The sequence below is a fragment of the Streptomyces alboniger genome, assembly GCF_008704395.1.
Lineage (GTDB): Bacteria > Actinomycetota > Actinomycetes > Streptomycetales > Streptomycetaceae > Streptomyces > Streptomyces alboniger.
In genome coordinates, this window is sequence record NZ_CP023695.1 from 6,373,409 (window position 1) to 6,391,664 (window position 18,256).

The window sequence follows — 18,256 nt, forward strand, 5'->3', positions numbered from 1 at the left end:
AATCTCCGGCGAATACCACTAACGGGTATGCATTCCCGGTCAAGTGCCGGAAGCGGGGGAGAAGTCGGTACGTTCGCCGTACGGCGTCGGCTTGAGGGGGTCTCGACGTGTTCCTCCGATGCGCCCGACGACTGGGTGCCCATCTCGTACTGGTGATGGTGGCCGGTACCTGCACCTACTTTCTCGCGGCGCTGAGCCTGGACCCGCGGTCCACCTATGCCGATCGCAATCCACCGCCGTCCCCGGCGGAGATCGAGGCCGTCCTCAACGCCTACAACCTCAACCCCAAAACTCCGGCTGCCGAACGGTTCGTTCACTGGGCGCGAGGGGTCGCCAGGGGAGACCTGGGCTACACGGTGTCCGGTGCGCGCGTGAGCCCGGAGTTCCTGCGCCGCGCCGCGACCAGCGTCAGGCTGGTGCTGGTGGCCACGGCCGTCGGCTCGGCTGCCGGGATCCTGCTGGGGGCCTGGAGCGCCACCCGGCAGCGGCGCCGGAGTGACCGTGCTCTGACCCTGGCGTCCTTCACCGTCCTCGCCACACCGGTCTTCGTCATCGCGGCCGCCTTGCAGTTGTGGGCGAGGAACATCAACGACGCGGTGGGCATTACCGTTTTCGAATACACGGGTGAATACGCGCCAGGGGCGACGGGCACCTGGGGCAGACTGCTCAGCAGAGCCCAGCATTTCGTGCTGCCGAGTATCACGCTCATCGCTTTCCAAGCCGCGCTGTTCAGCCTCTACCAGCGCAATACGATGCTCGATGTCCTCCACGCGGACTTCGTACGCACAGCCCGGGCCAAAGGCCTTTCGCCACGCACTGCCCTGCGCAGACACGGGCTGCGAGTGGCGGTACTGCCGCTGCTTCCCCTGCTGACCTACAACACGGTGCTGACGTTCACCGGAGCCGTCTTCGTCGAGAAGATCTTCGGCTGGCACGGCATGGGCGAATGGCTCGTGGACTCCGTGCTCACCCAGGACGTCAACCCGGTGGCGGCGGTCGGGCTCTTCACCGCCGCCCTGGTCCTCGCGGCCGGTCTGATCGCCGACGTGCTGCACCTCGCCCTCGACCCGAGGAGCAGGGCCGCATGAGCACACTCCCCGACCCCGGCGCGCTCCTGGCGACGGACCGGACCGCCCTCACCCCGGGCGCGGTGAGGCGCCACCCGGCAGCGCTCACCGGTTCGGCACTGCTCACCGGGCTCGCCCTGCTCGCCTGCTGCGGGCCATTGTTCTACCCCTGGGACCACACCGCTCTCGACCCCCTGGCCCTGCGCCGGCCTCCGAGCGGCAGCCACTGGTTCGGCACCGACGGGGCGGGAGCGGACGTCTTCGCCCAGGTCCTGCGGGGGACCCGGAGATCTCTGGTCGTGGGCGTGCTCACCGCGATCCTCGGTACGACGGTGGCGGTCGTCATCGGGACAGCCGCGGGCTATCACGGAGGCCGACTGGACCGCGTGGTCCTCTCGTGCATCGGCCTCTTCCTGGTGCTGCCCGGGTTTCTGCTGGTCGCGGCGGTGTCCCCGGTCATCGAGGAGACGAGCTGGCTGCTGCTCGTCGTGTTCCTCACGGCATTCAGCTGGATGATCACCGCTCGGGTGGTACGCGACAGCACCCGGTCGCTGAGGGAACGCGACTTCGTGCGGGCGGCACGCTACCTCGGGGTGCCCGGCAGGACGGTGATCCGCCGGCATGCGGTTCCCTCGCTGGCCTCCTTCCTCATCATCGACGCGACCCTCCAGGCCGGGTCCGCCGTGATCGCCGAGGCGGGCCTCGCCTACCTGGGCTTCGGGGCGCGGCCCCCGGAGGTGTCCCTCGGGGCGGTCATCGCCACGGGCACGCCGAACGCGATGGCGTATCCCTGGCTCTTCTACTTCCCGGTGTGTTGTCTGCTGCTGCTGTGCCTGTCGCTCTTCCTGATCGGCGACGGCCTGCGCGACGCACTCGACCCGACGTCCGCGGGTACGAAGCGCCGACGAGGCACGTCCGCGGGCACGAGGCACCGACGAGACGCCCCGGCGGGCGGCACTCCCGTCGCAGGCGGCCGGCTCCGGGCGGAACCCCCTACCCCATCCGACCCGCCCGTCCTTGAGGTGCGGGATCTCCATGTCTCCCTGCCGAGTCCCGGCGGCACCGTACACGCGGTCCGGGGAGTGTCCCTTCAGGTGCGGCCCGGCGAAGTCCTCGCCGTCGTCGGGGAATCCGGGGCCGGGAAGTCGGTGACGGCGTCGGCCATCCTCGGCCTTCTGCCCGAACAGGCCGACGTCCGCGGATCCGTGCTGCTGAACGGACAGGACCTGACGGCCCTCGGCGAGGCCGGACTGTGCCGCATCCGCGGCAAGGAACTGTCCATCGTCTTCCAGGACTCGCACTCGTCGCTGACCCCCGTGTACTCCGTCGGATTCCAGCTCGCGGAGGCCCTGCGCGTACACAAGCGGCTGACCAGGACGGCAGCGCGGCAGCGGGCGGTCCAGCTCCTGGGGCTGGTCGGCATCGCCGACCCCGCGCGGCGGATCGACGCCTACCCCCACGAGTTGTCCGGCGGAATGCGGCAACGCGTCGCCGTCGCCATGGCCATCGCCCACGGCCCCTCGGTCATCGTCGCCGACGAACCCACGACCGCACTGGACGTCACCGCCCAGGCCCAGATCCTGGACCTCCTCGGCAGAGCCCGAACGGCCACCGGAGCGGCGGTCGTCATCATCACGCACGACCTGGCGGTGGTCGCGGGACTGGCTGACCGGATCCACGTCATGTACGCGGGACGCTTCGTCGAGGAAGGCCCCGTGGACGACGTCTACGAACGCCCCCGGATGCCGTACACGATCGGCCTGCTCGGTGCCGTGCCCCGCCCGGAGACCCGCCACCGCATCCTGACCCCCATCGAGGGCAGTCCACCGAGTCCGCTCCGGACGCCGCGGGGCTGCCCCTTCGTGCCGCGGTGCCCGCTGGCCTTCGACGCCTGCGGTGAGGAGGAGCCCGTACTGGAGGTCCGCGACGGCGTCGGCCACGCGACCGCGTGCCTGCGCAGCGCAGAGTTCGAGCAGAAGCACGGGCCGGCCCTCACGGCGGCCCTGTCGACACCCTCTGGACCCTCTGTACCCAGTGTGTACGCGCCGCCGCCGCCGCGCGTCGAGCGGCCCGTCGTCCTGCGGATGCGGCGGGTGTCCCGCCACTACCCGGCCCGCCGGACGTCCTCCGGACGGGCCGGGGCCGGTCCGGTACGGGCGGTGGACGACGTCAGCCTGGACATCCGGGAAGGGGAGACGCTCGTACTCGTCGGTGAATCGGGAAGCGGCAAGACCACGCTGCTGAGACAGGTCGTCGAGGCGCCGCCGCAGCGGGGGCACGCGGCCGGGACGGTGCTGGTCGCCGGTCGGGACATCCGCGGCGCGTCGCCGGGCGAGCGGCGACTGCTCTGCCGTGAGGTGCAGATGGTGTTCCAGGACCCGGTCGCGGCGCTGGATCCGCGCATGACCGTCGCGGACATCCTCACCGAGCCGCTGGCCACGCACGGCTGGACGCGCGACGCGAGCACCCGCAGGGCCGCCGACCTGCTCAATCTCGTCGGCCTCGGCGCGGAGCACCGGGACCGCTTCCCCGCCCAGCTCTCCGGAGGCCAGGCCCAAAGAGTCGGCATCGCGCGGGCGCTGGCCCTGCGGCCGAGGCTCCTGCTGCTCGACGAGCCCGTCTCCGCCCTCGACGTCTCGGCACAGGCGGCGGTGCTCAACCTGCTGCGAAGACTGCGGGCGGAGCTGGGCCTCAGCTGTCTCCTGGTCGCCCACGACCTCGCGGTCGCCGGCTACCTCGCGGACCGCGTCGCCGTCATGCACCTCGGGCGCGTCGTCGAGACCGGTGACGCCGACACGGTCCTCACCCGGCCCGGCCACCCGTACACCCAGGTGCTGCTCTCCGCCGCCCCGCGGCCCGAGCCGAGGCTGGAGCGGAATCGACCACGCCTGCCCCTGCTCGGTGAGCCCCTGGGACCGATGGACATTCCCACGGGGTGCCGCTTCCGCGGTCGATGCCCCCGCTACGCGGAGCTGCCGAGCGAGCAGCGACGGCGCTGCGAGAGCGAGGACCCCCTGCCGTCGGTCCAGGCGGCGGAACACACCGTGGCCTGTCACTTCGCCGGGCCTCACGAGGCCCGCGACGGAGACCCCCCACAGCCATGGCCGAGCAGTCAGTAGTCACGTCTTCAGGAGGCGGCATCTTGCGCTCTTCCCGCACGGCACGTACGGCACACACGGCTCGTACGGCACATACGGCACGCACGCCGGTGATCGCGGTCGTGGCCGCGGCCGCGGTCTGCGCGTCACTCGTCACCGCGTGTTCGACTCGCGACGACAAGCCCTCGTCGGCAGCGCCGCCCGCGAGCCGGATCAACCCCGTGGACCGCGCCGACCTGAAGAAGGGAGGCGTGCTCGACTGGCCCGTGGCTGTCATCCAGGAGAACCTCAACGTCCGGCACCTCGACGGCGGTCACGTCGACACGCGGCGCATCGTGGAGTCGATGCTGCCCGTCGTCATGAAGAGCGACGCCCGGGGCCGCGTCACCCCCGACCCCGACTACCTCGTGTCCGCCGCGTCCCGGACGAGGGCCGGTCGGCAGCGCGTCACCTACCGCGTCAACGAGAACGCGCGATGGACCGACGGGTCGCCGATCACCTACCGGGACTTCCGGGCGAACTGGAAGGCGCAGAACGGCCGGGACCCCGCCTTCCACCCGCTTTCCCGCACCGGCTACGAGCTGATCTCGAAGGTGTCCGCGGGGCCCGGGGGAGACCGGGAGGTCATCGTCGACTTCGCCCGCCCCTTCGGGGAGTGGCGATCACTGTTCACGCCGCTGTACCCGGCGTCCGTCATCGGTAAAGCCACCGGCTTCAACGCCGGATTCAAGGGCAGGGCCAGGGTCACGGCCGGACCGTTCAGGTTCGCCGGCCGGGACGAGACCGCCAAGACACTGACCGTGGTGCGCGACGAGAAGTGGTGGGGGGACACTCCGCTCCTGGACAGGATCGTGTTCCGCGCACTCGACCCGGCCGCCCACCCCGGGGCCTTCGGCAACGGCGAGATCGATCTCTTCGATGTCGGGACCAGGGCCGCCGCGTACCGCTCCGCCCAGGACACGCCCGGCGCACAGATCCTGCGGGCCGCGACGCCGAGCCACCACCAGATGACCATGAACGGGCAGAGCCGAATCCTCAAGGACGTCCGCGTCCGGAGGGCTCTGGCACAGGCTGTCGACCGCCGCAGGATCGCCCGGGTAGCGCTCCAGGGGGTCGACTGGAACGCCCGACCGCTCGGAAACCACTTCTTCCTCCCCCAGCAGGACGGCTACCGGGACAACGCGGGCCAGGTCGGTACGTACGATCCCGCGGCGGCCCGCGCGGCGCTCGCCTCGGCAGGCTGGCGCCGCGAGGGCGCATTCCGCAAGAAGGGCGGACGGACGCTCGAACTGGACTATGTGTCCGTCAGCGGTGAGGCGGAAGCGCAGAACGAGGGACGGGTCATCCAGGCCATGCTCCGCGAGGTGGGCGTACGGCTGAAACTCACGTTCGTGCCGCAGAACGTGCTTTTCGAGCGCTATGTCATTCCCGGCAACTTCGACCTCGCCGTCTTCAGCTGGACCAAAAGGCCTTTCCCGGTGTCGGTGAGTCGCAGCATCTACGTGAAACCCAAGGGGAAGGACATCCAGTTGAACTTCTCGCGGACCGGGACCTCCCGGATCGACGCGCTGCTCGACAAGGCGGCGACCGAGACGGACAGGGGGCGGGCCGTCGACGTCATCAATCGGGCCGACCGCCTGATCTGGCAGCAGGCGGCCGCCGTCCCCCTCTACCAGGAGCCCGGCATCGTCGCGTCGAAGCGCACCCTCGCCAACCTGGGGGCCCAGGGCTTCACCTCGGTCGTCTACCAGGACATCGGCTTCACCGGGTGAGCGGGCACGGTCACCGGTAGAGGGCGTCGAGTTCCTCGCGGAACCGCGCGTGCACCACATGGCGCGCGACCTTCATGGAGATGGTCAACTCCCCTTCGTCCAGCGACAGGTCGCGGTCCAGGACCATGAACGCCCGCACTCGGTAATACTCTTGCAGTGTGGCGTTCGCGCGTTGGACCGTCCGCGTCAGTTCCCGCAGCAGGATCGGGTCGCGCACCAGAGGGGCCATGCCAGTGGGCAGTCGGCGTTCGGCGGCCCATTTCCCGGCGTACGGCTCATTGAGCGTCAGCAGGACCACGAGGTGCGGTTTCCCCTCTCCGTAGGCGACCGCGTGGGAGATCAGGGGATTTCCGCGCAGTTCGCTCTCGACGGGATTCGGTGACACGGCCACACCGTGGGAGAGCTGGATGAGTTCCTTCTTGCGGCCGGTGAGCGTCACGTACCCGTCGGCGTCGATGCTGCCGAGGTCGCCGGTGTGCAGCCAGCCGTCGCGTACGGAACCGAACTCGTCCTCGTGGTAGCCCCAATAGCCGCGGAACACGTTGGCGCCCCGGATCAGCACCTCGCCGTCGGGCGCCGTGGCGACCTCGACGCCGGGCAAGGGCCTGCCCACGGTCCCCAGCCGGTAGGCGTCCGGGGTGTTGGTGGTGGCCGCCGCCGCTGTCTCCGTCATGCCGTAACACTCGACGAGGGGAACCCCGCAGCCCAGGAAGAAGACGAGGATCTCCCGGGACACCGGCGCGCCCGACACCGTCACCCTCCGCAGCGCGCCACCGAAATGGTCGCGGACCTTGGCGAACAGGGACTTCTCCGTGGCGTCGAACCACTCCTGGAGGCGGGGCGGCAGGGTCTCGCCGCGCCTGACGCGTTCCCGCGCGTCCAGTCCTGCCCGTGCCGCCTCGACGACCAGGGACACGTCCTCCTCGGGCCAGGAGGCGAGGACCGAGCTGTAGATCTGTTCGAGCGCCAGCGGGACGAGCGGCAGGATCTGCGGCCGTGCGGCGCGGATCTCGTCCACCAGGCTGTCGTCGGGGCCGCCGCGCCGGAAGACGAGCGTGTACCGGGACCACCAGGCGAGGACCTGCATCAGCATCGCGATGGTGTGCGGACCGGTGACGACGAAGACGGTTCCGTTGGTGTGCTCCTGACCGCCCTCCGGCCGGGGCGGTGGCTGCGGGTGCGCCCGCAGGACGCTCACATAGTTGCCGTGGCTGAGCGCGCAGCCCTTCTTGGGGCCCGTGGTGCCCGAGGTGTAGATGATGGCCAGCAGGTCCTCCGCCCGTACCGCGTCCGAGCGCAGCCTCAGCTCCGCCGCGTCCACGTCACGTCGCCCCCGGGCCCGGAGTTCGTCGAGGCTCAGCGTCCGCACGGGGTGCTCGGCGGAGTCGGGGGACGAGCCGGCGGAGTCGGGCGGTGAGGCAGCGGCCGGAGCGTCGATCAGCACGGTGTGGCGCAGGTGCGGCAGACGGGGCCGGGCGGCTTCGACCTTCGCCAACTGCTCCGCGTCCTCGCACACCACCACCCGGGCCTCGCAGTCACCGAGCACATGGACGATCTCCTCCGGAACCGTCGAGGGCAGCAGGGACACCACGACGAGTCCAGAAGCCGCGGCCGCCAGCAGCGTCGTCGTCCACTCGGGCCGCAGTCCGCTGAGCACCGCCACCCGGTCACCCGGCGCAAGGCCCAGCGAGAGCAGGCCGCGCGCCGTGCCCTCACTCGCCTCCCAGGCCGCTGCGTACGTCATGTGGCACGGCTCGTCGGCGGGGCCGCGCCAGCGGATCGCGGCCGCCGTCGGCCACCGCTCAGCGTTCCGTCGTGCCAGGTGAGCCAGCGTCTCGCCGGTCCCGGGAGGGCCGCAGGGGCGGGCGCCCGGGGCGGCTCGGCCGTCCCTCGCGACCGGGGTGTCGCCACCCACGCTCAAACGGACGTTCATACCGCTCCTTCGTCGACATCGGCGTGGAGCAGATAGCCCCGCTGCCGCACCGTTTTGATGAACAGGCCGAGGGGGGCGACCCTGCGGCGCGTGCGCAGGATCCTGACGTCCAGCGCGTTGCGCCGACCGCTCCTGTCCTCGGGCCACACCCGCGCCGCCAGCACGTGCCGGCTGACCACCGAGCCGTAGGACTCGATGAGCAGACGCGCGATCTCGGCCTCGCCCGCCGCCAATGGCAGGTGCCGTCCGGCGAAACGCAGCACGTTCTGTGTGTCGATCGCCGGTCTGCGCTGCGCCGCTCTCGCCCGCAACGTCTCGCAGCGCACCCGCAACTCCCGCTCGTCGACCGGCAGTCGCACCCAGTCCTCCATCGGATCCAGGGTCGTCGGAGGCTGCTCGCCGGGGTGCACCAGGAGGAGCCGAGGCACCTTGCGAAGACGCAACTCCTCCACGACGTCGGCCTGTTCGGGCCAGCGCAGGGCCGGAACGCCACCGGTCGCCCGGTGGGCGCCTCGACGACCCGGCGGAGGCGGGGACGGGGACGGGGGTGGAGCGGGAAAGCGGATCATGCGTCTTCCTGAGAGCTGGGGGACGTGTGTTCTTCGAGGGCGAACCAGGTCCTGGTGCCCTCCCGGGTCCGGTCGCAGCCCCACGCGGAAGCCATCGCCTCCACGAGGAGCAGCCCCCGGCCGCTCTCCGCCAGCTCCTCCGCGGGGGAGCCGGCGACCACCGGAATGCCCTCGCACCCCGGGTCGTCGACCGCGACGACGAGCGATGCGGGCCCCTGCCGGATGCTGACCTCGACGCTCTCCTCGGCCCGGGGGCCGGCCGCCGCATGCGTGACGGCGTTGGACAGCAGTTCGCAGAAGAGGAGTTCCACGGTGTCCACCTGGTCGCCCCACCCCCACTCGATCATGGAGCGGCGTACCCGATGGCGGGCGCCGGGCACCGCCCGGACCGACGCCGGAACTCTGAGCCGCAGGGCGCGGAAGTCCCTCGGCCGCCGCGTCTCATGGCCTGGCCCGGGCCGCAGTGCGACTGGGCCGGCGGTCTCGGATAAGGGAGCCATCTGCGCCTCCTGTGGTCCGCTGGACAGAGCCTCACGGGCTCGCCCCTGTCGACTCCCAGAGGACCGCGCGGATGGATACGCATTCAATGCGGGACGCCACCTAATCATCCGGCGGAAAGCATGCGTACCGAGGCCGGGCGGGGCCGTCAGTGGACCTGTCGACGGACTGTCAGCGGGTCGCGCGAAGAGGGGCAGAACGCCTAAACTGCGTATCTGGCTGATGTTCCGGTGGGTGTGACTCGGTCACACCCTTCAGAGGGCGAGAACCGGTGGTTCAAGCGGTGACTTCCACGGACATCTCGTGGATGCGGCGAAATGGTTTCACTCTGGTCGGCCGCGAGCGGCAACTCGAAGACCTCGTCACCCCGCTGCGGGCTCTCCCCTCAGTGGTCATGGTCGAGGGCGAGGCGGGATCCGGCAAGTCACGGCTGGTGCGCGAAGCGGAGCAACTCCTCACGGCCGACGGTACGCAAGTGGCGACAGGCCTGTGCTGCCCACTGCGCGAGCCGTTCCCGTACGGCCCCGTTCTCCAGGCGGTCGGCCAGGCGGCGGAGCGGCTCCCCGCGGACTGTCTCCTGACCCCCGAGACCCGGACGCTGGCCTCCTTCCTCCCCGGCCTGGCGCCGCACGTCGACGACTCACGGCAGGCGGCCGGCGCGATGCCCGAGCGGCACCGGCTCCTCCTCGGCATCCGAGACGTGCTGCGCGCGGTCGAACCGGTGGTGCTGGTCATCGAGGACATGCACTGGGCGGACGAGGCCACCCGGGAACTCCTGTTCCTCATCGCCCGGGAACCCCCGCCCGGCCTCGGCCTCGTCCTGACGTACCGCGCGGAGGACCTGCCGCCCACCGAGCCGGTCCTGGGCAGCGCGTACCGCAGGCCGATCGGTGTGTCGGGCGGCGAGATCCGGCTCCAGCCGCTCAGCGAACAGGAGGTCACGACCCTGGCGTCGGGAGTCGTGGGGCGCGTCGCGGGCCGCGCTCTGGGGCAGGTCCTGCACCGGCGCAGCGCCGGTCTCGCCCTGGCGGTGGAGGAGGACCTGCTCACGCTCCTGGACCGGCGCAAGAAGAACGCGCCGCAAGGGCTCGAACAGGAGACGGAGGCCCTGGGCCGGTCACCCGTGCCGCGCTCCCTGCGGGAAGCCGTCCACGAGCGGCTCGCCGTGCTGCCGGAGCCCGCCGCCCGCGTCGTGGAGGCCGCGGCCGTCCTCGCGGTGCCCGCCACCCAGGACGTCCTGGCGGAGGTGGCCGGCCTTGAGGCCGATCAGGCCACCACCGCGCTCACCCAGGCCCTGCACCGAGCGCTCCTGCACGAGCCGGAACCCGCCAAGTACGCCTTCCGCCACGTACTCGCGCAGCAAGCCGTGTACGGGGACCTCCCCGGCCCGAGGCGACTGCAACTGCACCGGCGGGCACATGGCGTACTGCGCGGACAGCAGCGGCCTCCGCTGGTCCAGATCGCCCACCACACCAAGGCGCTGGGGGACAAGGAGACGTGGCTGAGGGAGGCCGAGGAAGCGGCCCGCGAAGCCGTCGCCGTGGGGGACGACGGCGTCGCCTCCCAACTCCTGCACGGCATCCTCGGCGCGGAGGGAGTGCGACCGCAGGCCCGCTCACACGCCGCCCTCGCCCTCTCCGACATCGCGCACAAGTTCACCCGCTTCGCGCACCATCTGGCCATCATGCGGCGGCTCGTGGACGACCCCACGCTCCCCGCCCTGACCCGCGGCCGGGTCAGGCTCACCCTCGCCGCGGTCCTCATGAACCACGCGGGTGACGTGGCCTCGTTCCGAGAGCTGATGAAGGCCACGGAGGAACTCGAACCGTGGCCCGCTCTCGCCGCGTCCGGCATGCTCAACGCGATCTTCTACGAGCGCGTCCAGACCCCCGCCGAGATCGCCCTGTGTGTGGACCGGGCCGAGACGGCCCTGCGGGGCTGCCGGGACGAGGGGCGGCTGGCCGAACTGGAGGGCGCCAAGCTGTTCCTGATGGCCAGGGACGGTCACCCCGCACTGTGGGAACGGGTCGACGCCCTCCCGCGCACCTCGCCGCACCCCGAGGCACGAAGGCAGCGGCTCATCGCCCTGTACAACGTCGGAACGAACGCGCTGAACCGGGGGGAGGACGCGCGCGCCGCCGCGCTGCTGCACGAGACCGTCCGGCTTACCACCGATGGTGTCAACCCGTCCCTGGAGTGCTTCGCCCGGGCCCAGCTCCTGCGATACGACTGGCTCTCCGGCGCGTGGGACGGCCTTGAGGAGCGCCTCGACGAACTGAACACGTCGTGCCCCGACATGGCGATCGCACAGCGCGAGCAAGCACTTCTCGGCGGGAGCCTGGCGGCGAGCAAAGGGCAGTGGGCCAAGGCGATGGAGCACTTGGAGTTCGCCCGCGGCGCGGGGGAACGCATCGGCGGGACGCTGTGCGCCCTGCACGCGGCGGCGGCCACCGCCGAGGTCCATCTCGCCCGCGACGAGCCGGACAGGGCCTGGGAAGCGCTCGGTCCCGCGATCCGGCTGCTCCAGTCCTCCTCCAGTTGGTACAAGCTCCTGGGGGTGGTGCAGGCGGCGGTCCGAGCGGCCCTGAGGACCGGTCACCGCGCGGCGGCGCAACAGGTGGTGGAGCAAGCGCTGGCAGCACAGGAGAGCTACATCGCGCCGGCCGCGGACGCCGAACTGTGCGTGGCTCGCGGCCTACTGGAACAGGACTCCGACCCCGACGGCGCGGCCCGGTGGTTCCGGCGGGCCCGCGACATGTGGCGTGCCATCGGCCGGCCCTACCCCGCTGCCCGGGCCGTCGAGCTGCTCGCCCACTGCCACGACGGTCCGCGGGCCCACGTGGACACCTCCTCCCTCGGCGAGGCGCTCGACACCTACAGCAGGCTCGGGGCCACCGCCGACCTCGCCCGGTGCCGGCACGCCCTGCGGGAGGCGGGCGCGAAACGTCCCGCCACCCCCGGACGGCGCGGCTACGGCGAGGGTCTCTCGCCGCGGGAGGCCGAAGTGGCCCGGTTGCTCGCCGAGGGCGCGAGCAACCGTGACATCGCCCAGGCGCTCTGCCTCTCGGTGCGCACGGTCGAGCACCACGTCGCCCGGACGCTGAAGAAACTCCGGGTCGACCATCGCGCCGAGGTGTCCGCGGCGCTGCGGCGCGGACCATAGCCGTCCCGCGCCCTTGGCGGGGGCGGCCCGCGGTACGTCAGGCTGTGGGCGCCGCCGCCTCTCTCGCCGCGAGCGAGGAACCGTACCGCCGCAGCAGCAGGACCGCCGTCGTGGCGAGGCCGGTGAGGAGGCCGAGCCAGATGCCGACCGTCTCCAGGCCCAGCGGGTGGGAGAGGAGCCAGGCCGCGGGCAGGCCGACGGCCCAGTAGCCGATGACCGTGATGCGGAAGCCGCTCTTGGTGTCGTCGAGACCGCGCAGCAGGCCCACGCCGATGTTCTGCGCGCAGTCGAAGAACTGAAGGAACGCCGTGACGATCAGCAGATGCGTGGCGATCGTCAGCGCGCGGTCGGAGCCGGAGTCCATGAAGGGGGCCAGGACCAGGCGCGGCACGGTGAGGTAGGCGATGCCCACGACAGCCATGACGGCCGCCGCGCACGCCAGCGCGGTGTTCTTGATGCGCCGCGCGTCGTCGAAGCGGCCGAGCGCCAGCTCCCGGCTGACGTTGATGGACGCGGCGTGCGAGAGGCCGACGGCGACCTGGAAGACGATGTACACGAGCTGGTTGACGGCCGTGTGCGCGGCGAGCGCCGCCGGCCCGAACGCGCCCGCCATCAGCGCCGTCACGGAGAAGAACCCCGCCTCCGAGCCGTACGTCGCGGCGATCGGCACCCCGAGCCCGATCAGCCGCTTCACGGCGGCGGGATCGGCCTTGGCGGCGTTCAGCGTGAGCAGCGGCGCCAGGGCGGCGTCGCGCTTGGCGGAGGCGTACAGCGCGAGGAACGACAGGAGATAGACCGTGGACGTGGCCACGCCGATGCCGGTCAGGCCGAGCTTCGGAAGGCCCCACGTGCCGTGGATGAGCACCCAGTTGAGGCCGGCGTTGACCGCGATCGAGGCGATCGTGATGCGCAACAGGGCCTGCGGGCGGCGCATGCCGACGGTGAACTGGCGGATCGCCTGGAACCACAGACACGGCAGCAGGCCGGGCGCCAGCGCGATCAGCATCGTCTGCGTGCGGTCGACGACGGCGGCGTCCTGGCCGAGCCAGGTCAGGCACTGGCCGATGAGGACCATGAGGACGGCACCGACGAGCCCGGCGAGCGTGGCGACGGCCATGCTCGCGCGGACGATCCCGCGGACCTCCTCGTGATCGCCCCCCGCACCCTCCTCCCCGGCCTTCTCGGCGCGCGCGGCGGCCGCGGCTATCTGGTTGCCGACCGAGGTGACCAGGCCGACACCCATCGTGCGGAGCTGGTTGAAGATGACGATGGCGAGGCCGCCCGCGGCCAGCTCCTGGGTGCCGAGCAGGCCCATCATCACCGTGTCGGTGGTGGTCAGGGCGACCTGGGCGAGCTGGGTGAGGATGAGCGGAACGGCGAGCGTGGCCAGCGCGCGGCTGTCGCCGAGCAGTGTGGCGAGCGCCGAGGGCGGCGCGTCCCGGTGGGGGGCTTCGGGAGCGGCGGGCGAGTCGGGCTTGGGGGGCATCGAGGTCATCGGTTCCTGCGGAGCTTGGTGAGGAGCTCGTCGATCTCGCGTTCCGCGTCGGGATCGAGGAGGTTGCGGGCGTTCATCCAGGCGTCGTCGAAGACGGTGTCCAGGTACTTCTCGCCGCCGTCGTTGATGAGGGCGACCATAGTGCTGCCCGGGGGGAGCGTGCCCAGGCGGGTCAGTGCCTCGTACACCACACCGCCCGCCGAGCCGCCGATGAGCAGCCCGGTGCGGGCCACGGCGCGGCAGGTCGCGAACGCCTCGACGTCCCCGACCTTGACGCCCTCGTCGATGAGGTCGAAGTCGACGAGCGCCCCGATCTCGGCGCCCTCCGGCGTACCCGTGCCGGACTGGTAGTAGTCGTGGGCGGGCCCACCGAACGCGATCGACCCCTTGGGCTCGACCCCGACCGTCGCGAAGTCCGGTACGAGCTTGCGCAGTTCACGGGTGGTGCCGCACAGGGCGCCGCCCGTGCCGACCGCCCCGATGAGCACGTCGATCCGGCCGTCGAGGGCCTCGTGCAGCTCGTGGGCGACGGGGAAATAGCCGACGCCGTTGCTCGGGTTGTTGTGCTGCTCCGTGAAGATCGTGTTGTCCTTGCCGCGCGCCATCTCCTCGGCGAGTTCCTCGCGGGCGGCGGTGGCCAGCTCCTCGCTCTCCCCGCCCTCGTCGACGTAGACCAGCTCCGTGCCGAGGGCCTTCATCGCGCGCAGCTTGTCCGTGCAGGCGTGGTGGTCCACGACGGCGGTGAAGGTGTAGCCGCGCTCGGCGGCCACGACCGCGAGACCGAGGCCGGTGTTGCCGGACGTGGACTCGATGATCCGGCCGCCCGGGCGCAGCTCGCCGCGCTCCTCGGCGTCGAGGACCATCTGCCGGGCCATGCGGATCTTCGCGGTGCCGGTGGGGTTGAACATCTCCAGCTTCAGCAGCAGCCGGCTGCCGGTCTCGGTGGTGGCGAGCTCCAGAAGGGGGGTGCGGCCGATGAGGTCGGACACGTGGGAGACCACGGCGGGGCGCTGAAGGGCTCCGGGCATCGATGTGCTCCTGTACGGGAGGGGAGGGGCGGGGGCGGGAGGGGGCGTCAGGTGAAGTGGCGGTCCAACCGCCAGCGCGGGCGCGGCAGTTCGGTGCGGTCGACGACGACCTTGGGCGGCAGCGGCAGGTCGTGGAAGGGGGATTCGTTGGAGTCCATCTGGTAGCCGGCCGTGTTGGGGTAGACCAGCAGGTCACCGACGCGCGGCTGCCGTCGGAAGGGGATTTTCCGCCAGGTGACCATGTCCGACTCCAGGCAGGTCGCGGCGCCGACGCTGGAGGGATACGTACCTTCGGTGGCGGCCGGGCCCGCGGCGCCGCCCGTCTCTTCGGCGCCCCCGCGGGGAACCAGCACCGGGTCGGGCAGGTACTCGCTGGCGAACCACTGCTCCGACAGGCTCAGGCTGCTCCCGTCCACGGTCAGCAGCCGGTAGCCCGCCCGCTCCTTGACGCCCTGCACGCGGAACACCGTCCCGCCCGCGCGGTCGAGCAGCGCCCGGCCCGGTTCGAGCAGCAGGCGTACGCCCGCGTCTCGAAGCACGGCGGCCAGCGCGCGCCCCCCGGTGCGATGCGCCAGCAGCGCCCGGAGCGCGTCCGCGCCCGCGACGGGCGAGTGGTACGGATAGAAGTCGCCGTCCTCGAACGACTTGCGCGCGTGGAAGTGCCCGTCGTGCCGCGCGGCGAGGAAGGCCCGCCAGTCGTCGGCGCCGACGTAACTGATCGGCAGCCCTCCGCCGATGCTGACGCGGTCGGCGTGCAGCCCCAAGGTCCGCGCTTTGACGCACAGTTCGGCGAGCGAGGCCGCCGACTCCGCGCGCGCCGCGACGTCGTATCCGGAGAGGTGGAAGCTGAAGCCCTCCATGCGCAGGGCGGTCTCGCCCGCGTGCGCGCAGCGGTCCATGGCCGTGGCCAGCTCGGCCTCGGTCAGGCCGAAGCGGCTGTGCGGCTGGCCGGGGGGCAGGGCACGCAGCAGGACGCGGGCGGGCCGCGTCACATGGCCGGCGCCCTCGCCGGCCACGAGGGAGAGGAGCGCGTCGAGTTCGTCCAGCGCGTCCACGGCGATGAGCGCGCCCTGGCGCACCGCGAGCCGCAGCAGGTCGTGCGCCTTGGCGGGCCCGGTGACCACGAGGTGCTCGCCGGGTACGCCGTGACCGAGCGCCTCGCGCAGCTCTCCGAGGGAGGCGACGTCGACGCCCGCGCCCTGGGCCGCACACCGCTCGACCCACACGGCGGCCTTGTTGGCCTTCTTCGCGTAGTACACGAACCCGGCGACTCCCGCGTCCTCCAACGCCCCGCGCATCGCACGCAGGTTGGCGTCGAACGCGTCCGGCAGCAGGAAGTGGAAGGGGCCGCCGAAGGCGTAGGAAAGCTCCTCGACGAGCCCGGAGGCCAGCACGGAGTCGGTGGCGGGGTCCGGCAGTGCGGGCAGCCCCGCGGAGACCTCCGCCCCGCTCACCGCCACACCGCCACCTCGGTCCCGAGGCCCTGCTCCAGCGCGAGCTGTGCGAAGCGGTGCCCCAGGGCGATGTCCGTGACGACCAGACCGCTGTTGTACGCGAAGATCCGCTCCTCGGCGCCGGTGCGGCCGGCCGCGACGCCCGCGAGCACCGGGGGGAACTCCGTGTCCACCGCGGGCAGTTTGCCCTCGGCGTCTGCCATGTCCGTCCCGGTGACGTTCATCTGCGCCTCGCTCGTGGCGACGACGCGGTCGGCCCGGTGCAGGGTCGAGGGGGCGAGGCCGTGGCCGACCAGGATGGAGAGGGCGCCCGGCTTCAGCCAGTCCGCCTCGATCGCCGCGGGGGTGTGCCCGCCCGCGGTGGCCACGATGACGTCGGCGTCCCCGGCTGCGGCCCGCAGGTCCTCGACCAGTTCCAGCTCGCGCCCGGGGAAGTGCCGGTGCAGCTCGTCGCGTACCGCCTGGATGCCCTCGGGGTGCGTGCCGGACAGCATCAGCCGCTCCAGGCCGGGCAGCGCGGTCAGCAGGAACGGCAGCGCCAGCCGCCCCTGCGTCCCGGTCCCCACGACCAGGGCGCTGCGGGCGCCGGGCGCGGCCAGCTCGCGGGCGAGCAGCGCGGAGACGGCCGGGGTGCGCAGCGAGCCGATGCGGGAGCAGTCCATCATCGCCACCGGCAGTCCGGTCACGTCGTCGTAGAGCGTGAGCGAGGTGTAGTAGTGCTGCTCCTCGCGGCCCTTGTCCAGGCCGTGCTTGTACGAGGTCTTGATGGCGACGACGTCGCGGGAGCCGTCACGGCCGAGCATCGCGTACGAGACGGAGTGCCCGTCCTTCGGCTTCACGGTGAGCTTGCGCGGGTTGTCCGACTCCCCGGCGTACAGCGTGCGGTAGGCGCCCTCGACGGTCGCGATCACGTCGGAGAGGGAGATGTCGATGCCGGCGAGGTCGCTGGTCGACAGGATCCGCAGATGCTGGTCGTCGCCGGATGTCCGGGGCTCGGCGGGGCTGCCGGGTATTCGGTCCTCGGTGGGGCTGGGCGGGGTACTGCCGGTCATGATGTCCGTTCCTTCCGTTCCGTGGGGGCGCGTTCAGGCGGCGTGCGCTTCGAGCGCCGCCTGACCGTAACCGTGCTCGTCGGCCTCGGCCAAGGGGCGTCCGCGCCGCCCGGGCACCCGCACGGAGGCCCGCTTGAGCCAGCGGTCGGTCCCGTCGTAGCGCGCCTTGAAGGGCACCCGGCCGTGCACGACCAGGTCGTTGTCGACGACGAGGACCTCCCCGGGGTCGAGGCTGACCGCGACGGAGACGCGGGCGAGTTCGTCCTCCAGGCGCTGGTACGCGGCTCGGTACTCCCCGTCCGCCTGGTCGAGGGGCGTGTACGCGGGGTCGAAGCGCAGGGTGAGCCCGTCCTCGGCGGCGAAGAGCGTGGGCACGGGCGGGGGAGCGGCGTCGGCGTAGCCCTGGGCCTCGGCGTAGGCGTCGTCGGGCAGGATCGGCAGGGCGGGCCGGGAGAGCAACTCCACGTCCTCGTCGGTGAGCCGGACCTTGCGGACACTGGCCGCGGTGGTCGCGATGCGGTCGTGGTTGCGCATGCAGCCCAGCATCAGCAGATGCGCGCGGCCGGGGTGGAAGGCGTCCTCGGTGTGCGGGCTGAGGAGCACCGCGCTGCTCGCGCCGGTCTGCTCGGACTCATGGCCGGGCGAGGGCACGATGTTGTGCACGAACCTGCCGTCCTGCTGGCCCTGCCAGGCGATGGGGTTGCCCATCACGCTGGCCAGCAGCAGGAGCACGATGTCGTGCACGGCTCCGCTGTCGCCCGCGTGGGCCCAGCCGGGCGGGGTCGGCCCCACCTGGGCGTCGTCGACTTCCAGGCCGCGCAGGACGAAGAGGCCGTCGTCGGTGTCGACGGGGCGGCAGTGGTGGCGCAGGGTGGCGCCGAACTCCGCCGCCGACTCCTCAACTCGTGCGAGAAGCTGGGGAGATGTCGCGGAAGTGCCGAATTCGGCGAGAATCTTCTCGGCTGCGGTGCGGAGCTCGCCCACGGAGTGGGGATCGAGCTGGCGGACGGGTGCGGCTGCGGCCGTGCTCATCGCGAAATTAGTCCGTTTCCGTCGAGTTGGTGGAGGAATCCGGGCGTGCGATCACCGGTGACGAGTCGAACGCTAGCAGTAAACTTAGGTAAGGC

12 protein-coding genes are annotated in these 18,256 nt (G+C 71.8%); 4 read left to right on the plus strand and 8 right to left on the minus strand.

Annotation, left to right across the window (positions count from 1 at the left end):
- Positions 1-107 precede the first annotated feature (107 nt).
- The 3 genes from CP975_RS28075 to CP975_RS28085 are packed head-to-tail and all read left to right on the plus strand — an operon-like array spanning position 108 to position 5,937.
- A complete protein-coding gene (locus CP975_RS28075) occupies positions 108-1,088 on the plus strand; it encodes an ABC transporter permease (protein ID WP_246201654.1) in 981 nt (326 codons plus the stop codon).
- Positions 1,085-4,186, plus strand: a complete 3,102-nt coding sequence (locus tag CP975_RS28080) for a dipeptide ABC transporter ATP-binding protein (protein ID WP_070321229.1) — start codon at positions 1,085-1,087, stop codon at positions 4,184-4,186. Before CP975_RS28075 ends, CP975_RS28080 begins: the two co-directional genes overlap by 4 nt.
- Before the next feature lie 23 nt (positions 4,187-4,209).
- Positions 4,210-5,937 carry an ABC transporter family substrate-binding protein gene (locus CP975_RS28085; protein WP_167532743.1) on the plus strand — a complete coding sequence of 576 codons (1,728 nt, stop codon included), beginning with the start codon at positions 4,210-4,212 and terminating at the stop codon, positions 5,935-5,937.
- A gap of 10 nt (positions 5,938-5,947) precedes the next feature.
- Here the strand turns inward: CP975_RS28085 and CP975_RS28090 are convergent, their stop codons facing one another.
- Genes CP975_RS28090 through CP975_RS28100 form a run of 3 tightly spaced genes read right to left on the minus strand, consistent with a single transcriptional unit; the run spans position 5,948 to position 9,047 of the window.
- Positions 5,948-7,870, minus strand: a complete 1,923-nt coding sequence (locus tag CP975_RS28090; RefSeq protein ID WP_150477480.1) for an AMP-dependent synthetase/ligase — start codon at positions 7,868-7,870, stop codon at positions 5,948-5,950.
- Positions 7,867-8,439 carry a winged helix-turn-helix domain-containing protein gene (locus tag CP975_RS28095; protein WP_150477481.1) on the minus strand — a complete coding sequence of 191 codons (573 nt, stop codon included), beginning with the start codon at positions 8,437-8,439 and terminating at the stop codon, positions 7,867-7,869. Before CP975_RS28095 ends, CP975_RS28090 begins: the two co-directional genes overlap by 4 nt.
- The gene (locus tag CP975_RS28100) at positions 8,436-9,047 is read right to left on the minus strand and encodes an ATP-binding protein (protein WP_150477482.1); all 612 of its coding nucleotides are present in this window, start codon (positions 9,045-9,047) and stop codon (positions 8,436-8,438) included. Before CP975_RS28100 ends, CP975_RS28095 begins: the two co-directional genes overlap by 4 nt.
- Before the next feature lie 197 nt (positions 9,048-9,244).
- Here CP975_RS28100 and CP975_RS28105 point away from each other — a divergent pair, with 197 nt between their 5' ends.
- A complete protein-coding gene (locus CP975_RS28105) occupies positions 9,245-12,100 on the plus strand; it encodes an ATP-binding protein (RefSeq protein ID WP_070321232.1) in 2,856 nt (951 codons plus the stop codon).
- 37 nt (positions 12,101-12,137) lie between these two features.
- Here CP975_RS28105 and CP975_RS28110 read toward each other — a convergent pair whose 3' ends face one another.
- Genes CP975_RS28110 through CP975_RS28130 form a run of 5 tightly spaced genes read right to left on the minus strand, consistent with a single transcriptional unit; the run spans position 12,138 to position 18,161 of the window.
- The gene (locus CP975_RS28110; RefSeq protein WP_055531588.1) at positions 12,138-13,586 is read right to left on the minus strand and encodes an MATE family efflux transporter; all 1,449 of its coding nucleotides are present in this window, start codon (positions 13,584-13,586) and stop codon (positions 12,138-12,140) included.
- Positions 13,587-13,591: 5 nt separating this feature from the next.
- Positions 13,592-14,623, minus strand: a complete 1,032-nt coding sequence (locus tag CP975_RS28115; protein ID WP_055531584.1) for a cysteine synthase family protein — start codon at positions 14,621-14,623, stop codon at positions 13,592-13,594.
- Between the two features lie 47 nt (positions 14,624-14,670).
- On the minus strand, positions 14,671-16,083 hold the full coding sequence (locus CP975_RS28120) for a type III PLP-dependent enzyme domain-containing protein (protein WP_055531753.1): 1,413 nt from the start codon (positions 16,081-16,083) through the stop codon (positions 14,671-14,673).
- On the minus strand, positions 16,074-17,129 hold the full coding sequence (locus CP975_RS28125) for an ornithine cyclodeaminase family protein (protein ID WP_150477483.1): 1,056 nt from the start codon (positions 17,127-17,129) through the stop codon (positions 16,074-16,076). Before CP975_RS28125 ends, CP975_RS28120 begins: the two co-directional genes overlap by 10 nt.
- A 33-nt stretch (positions 17,130-17,162) precedes the next feature.
- Entirely contained in the window at positions 17,163-18,161 is a 999-nt protein-coding gene (locus CP975_RS28130; protein ID WP_055531755.1) for a TauD/TfdA family dioxygenase, read from the minus strand.
- Positions 18,162-18,256: the final 95 nt, after the last annotated feature.

What these genes read in the sequence shown, in the direction of transcription:
- CP975_RS28105 (WP_070321232.1), top strand. Translation starts at nt 9,245, where the DNA reads ATGCGGCGAAATGGTTTCACTCTGGTCGGCCGCGAGCGGCAACTCGAA.
- CP975_RS28125 (WP_150477483.1), bottom strand. Translation starts at nt 17,129, where the DNA reads ATGACCGGCAGTACCCCGCCCAGCCCCACCGAGGACCGAATACCCGGC.
- CP975_RS28115 (WP_055531584.1), bottom strand. Translation starts at nt 14,623, where the DNA reads ATGCCCGGAGCCCTTCAGCGCCCCGCCGTGGTCTCCCACGTGTCCGAC.
- CP975_RS28130 (WP_055531755.1), bottom strand. Translation starts at nt 18,161, where the DNA reads ATGAGCACGGCCGCAGCCGCACCCGTCCGCCAGCTCGATCCCCACTCC.
- CP975_RS28100 (WP_150477482.1), bottom strand. Translation starts at nt 9,047, where the DNA reads ATGATTAGGTGGCGTCCCGCATTGAATGCGTATCCATCCGCGCGGTCC.
- CP975_RS28090 (WP_150477480.1), bottom strand. Translation starts at nt 7,870, where the DNA reads ATGAACGTCCGTTTGAGCGTGGGTGGCGACACCCCGGTCGCGAGGGAC.
- CP975_RS28080 (WP_070321229.1), top strand. Translation starts at nt 1,085, where the DNA reads ATGAGCACACTCCCCGACCCCGGCGCGCTCCTGGCGACGGACCGGACC.
- CP975_RS28095 (WP_150477481.1), bottom strand. Translation starts at nt 8,439, where the DNA reads ATGATCCGCTTTCCCGCTCCACCCCCGTCCCCGTCCCCGCCTCCGCCG.
- CP975_RS28110 (WP_055531588.1), bottom strand. Translation starts at nt 13,586, where the DNA reads ATGCCCCCCAAGCCCGACTCGCCCGCCGCTCCCGAAGCCCCCCACCGG.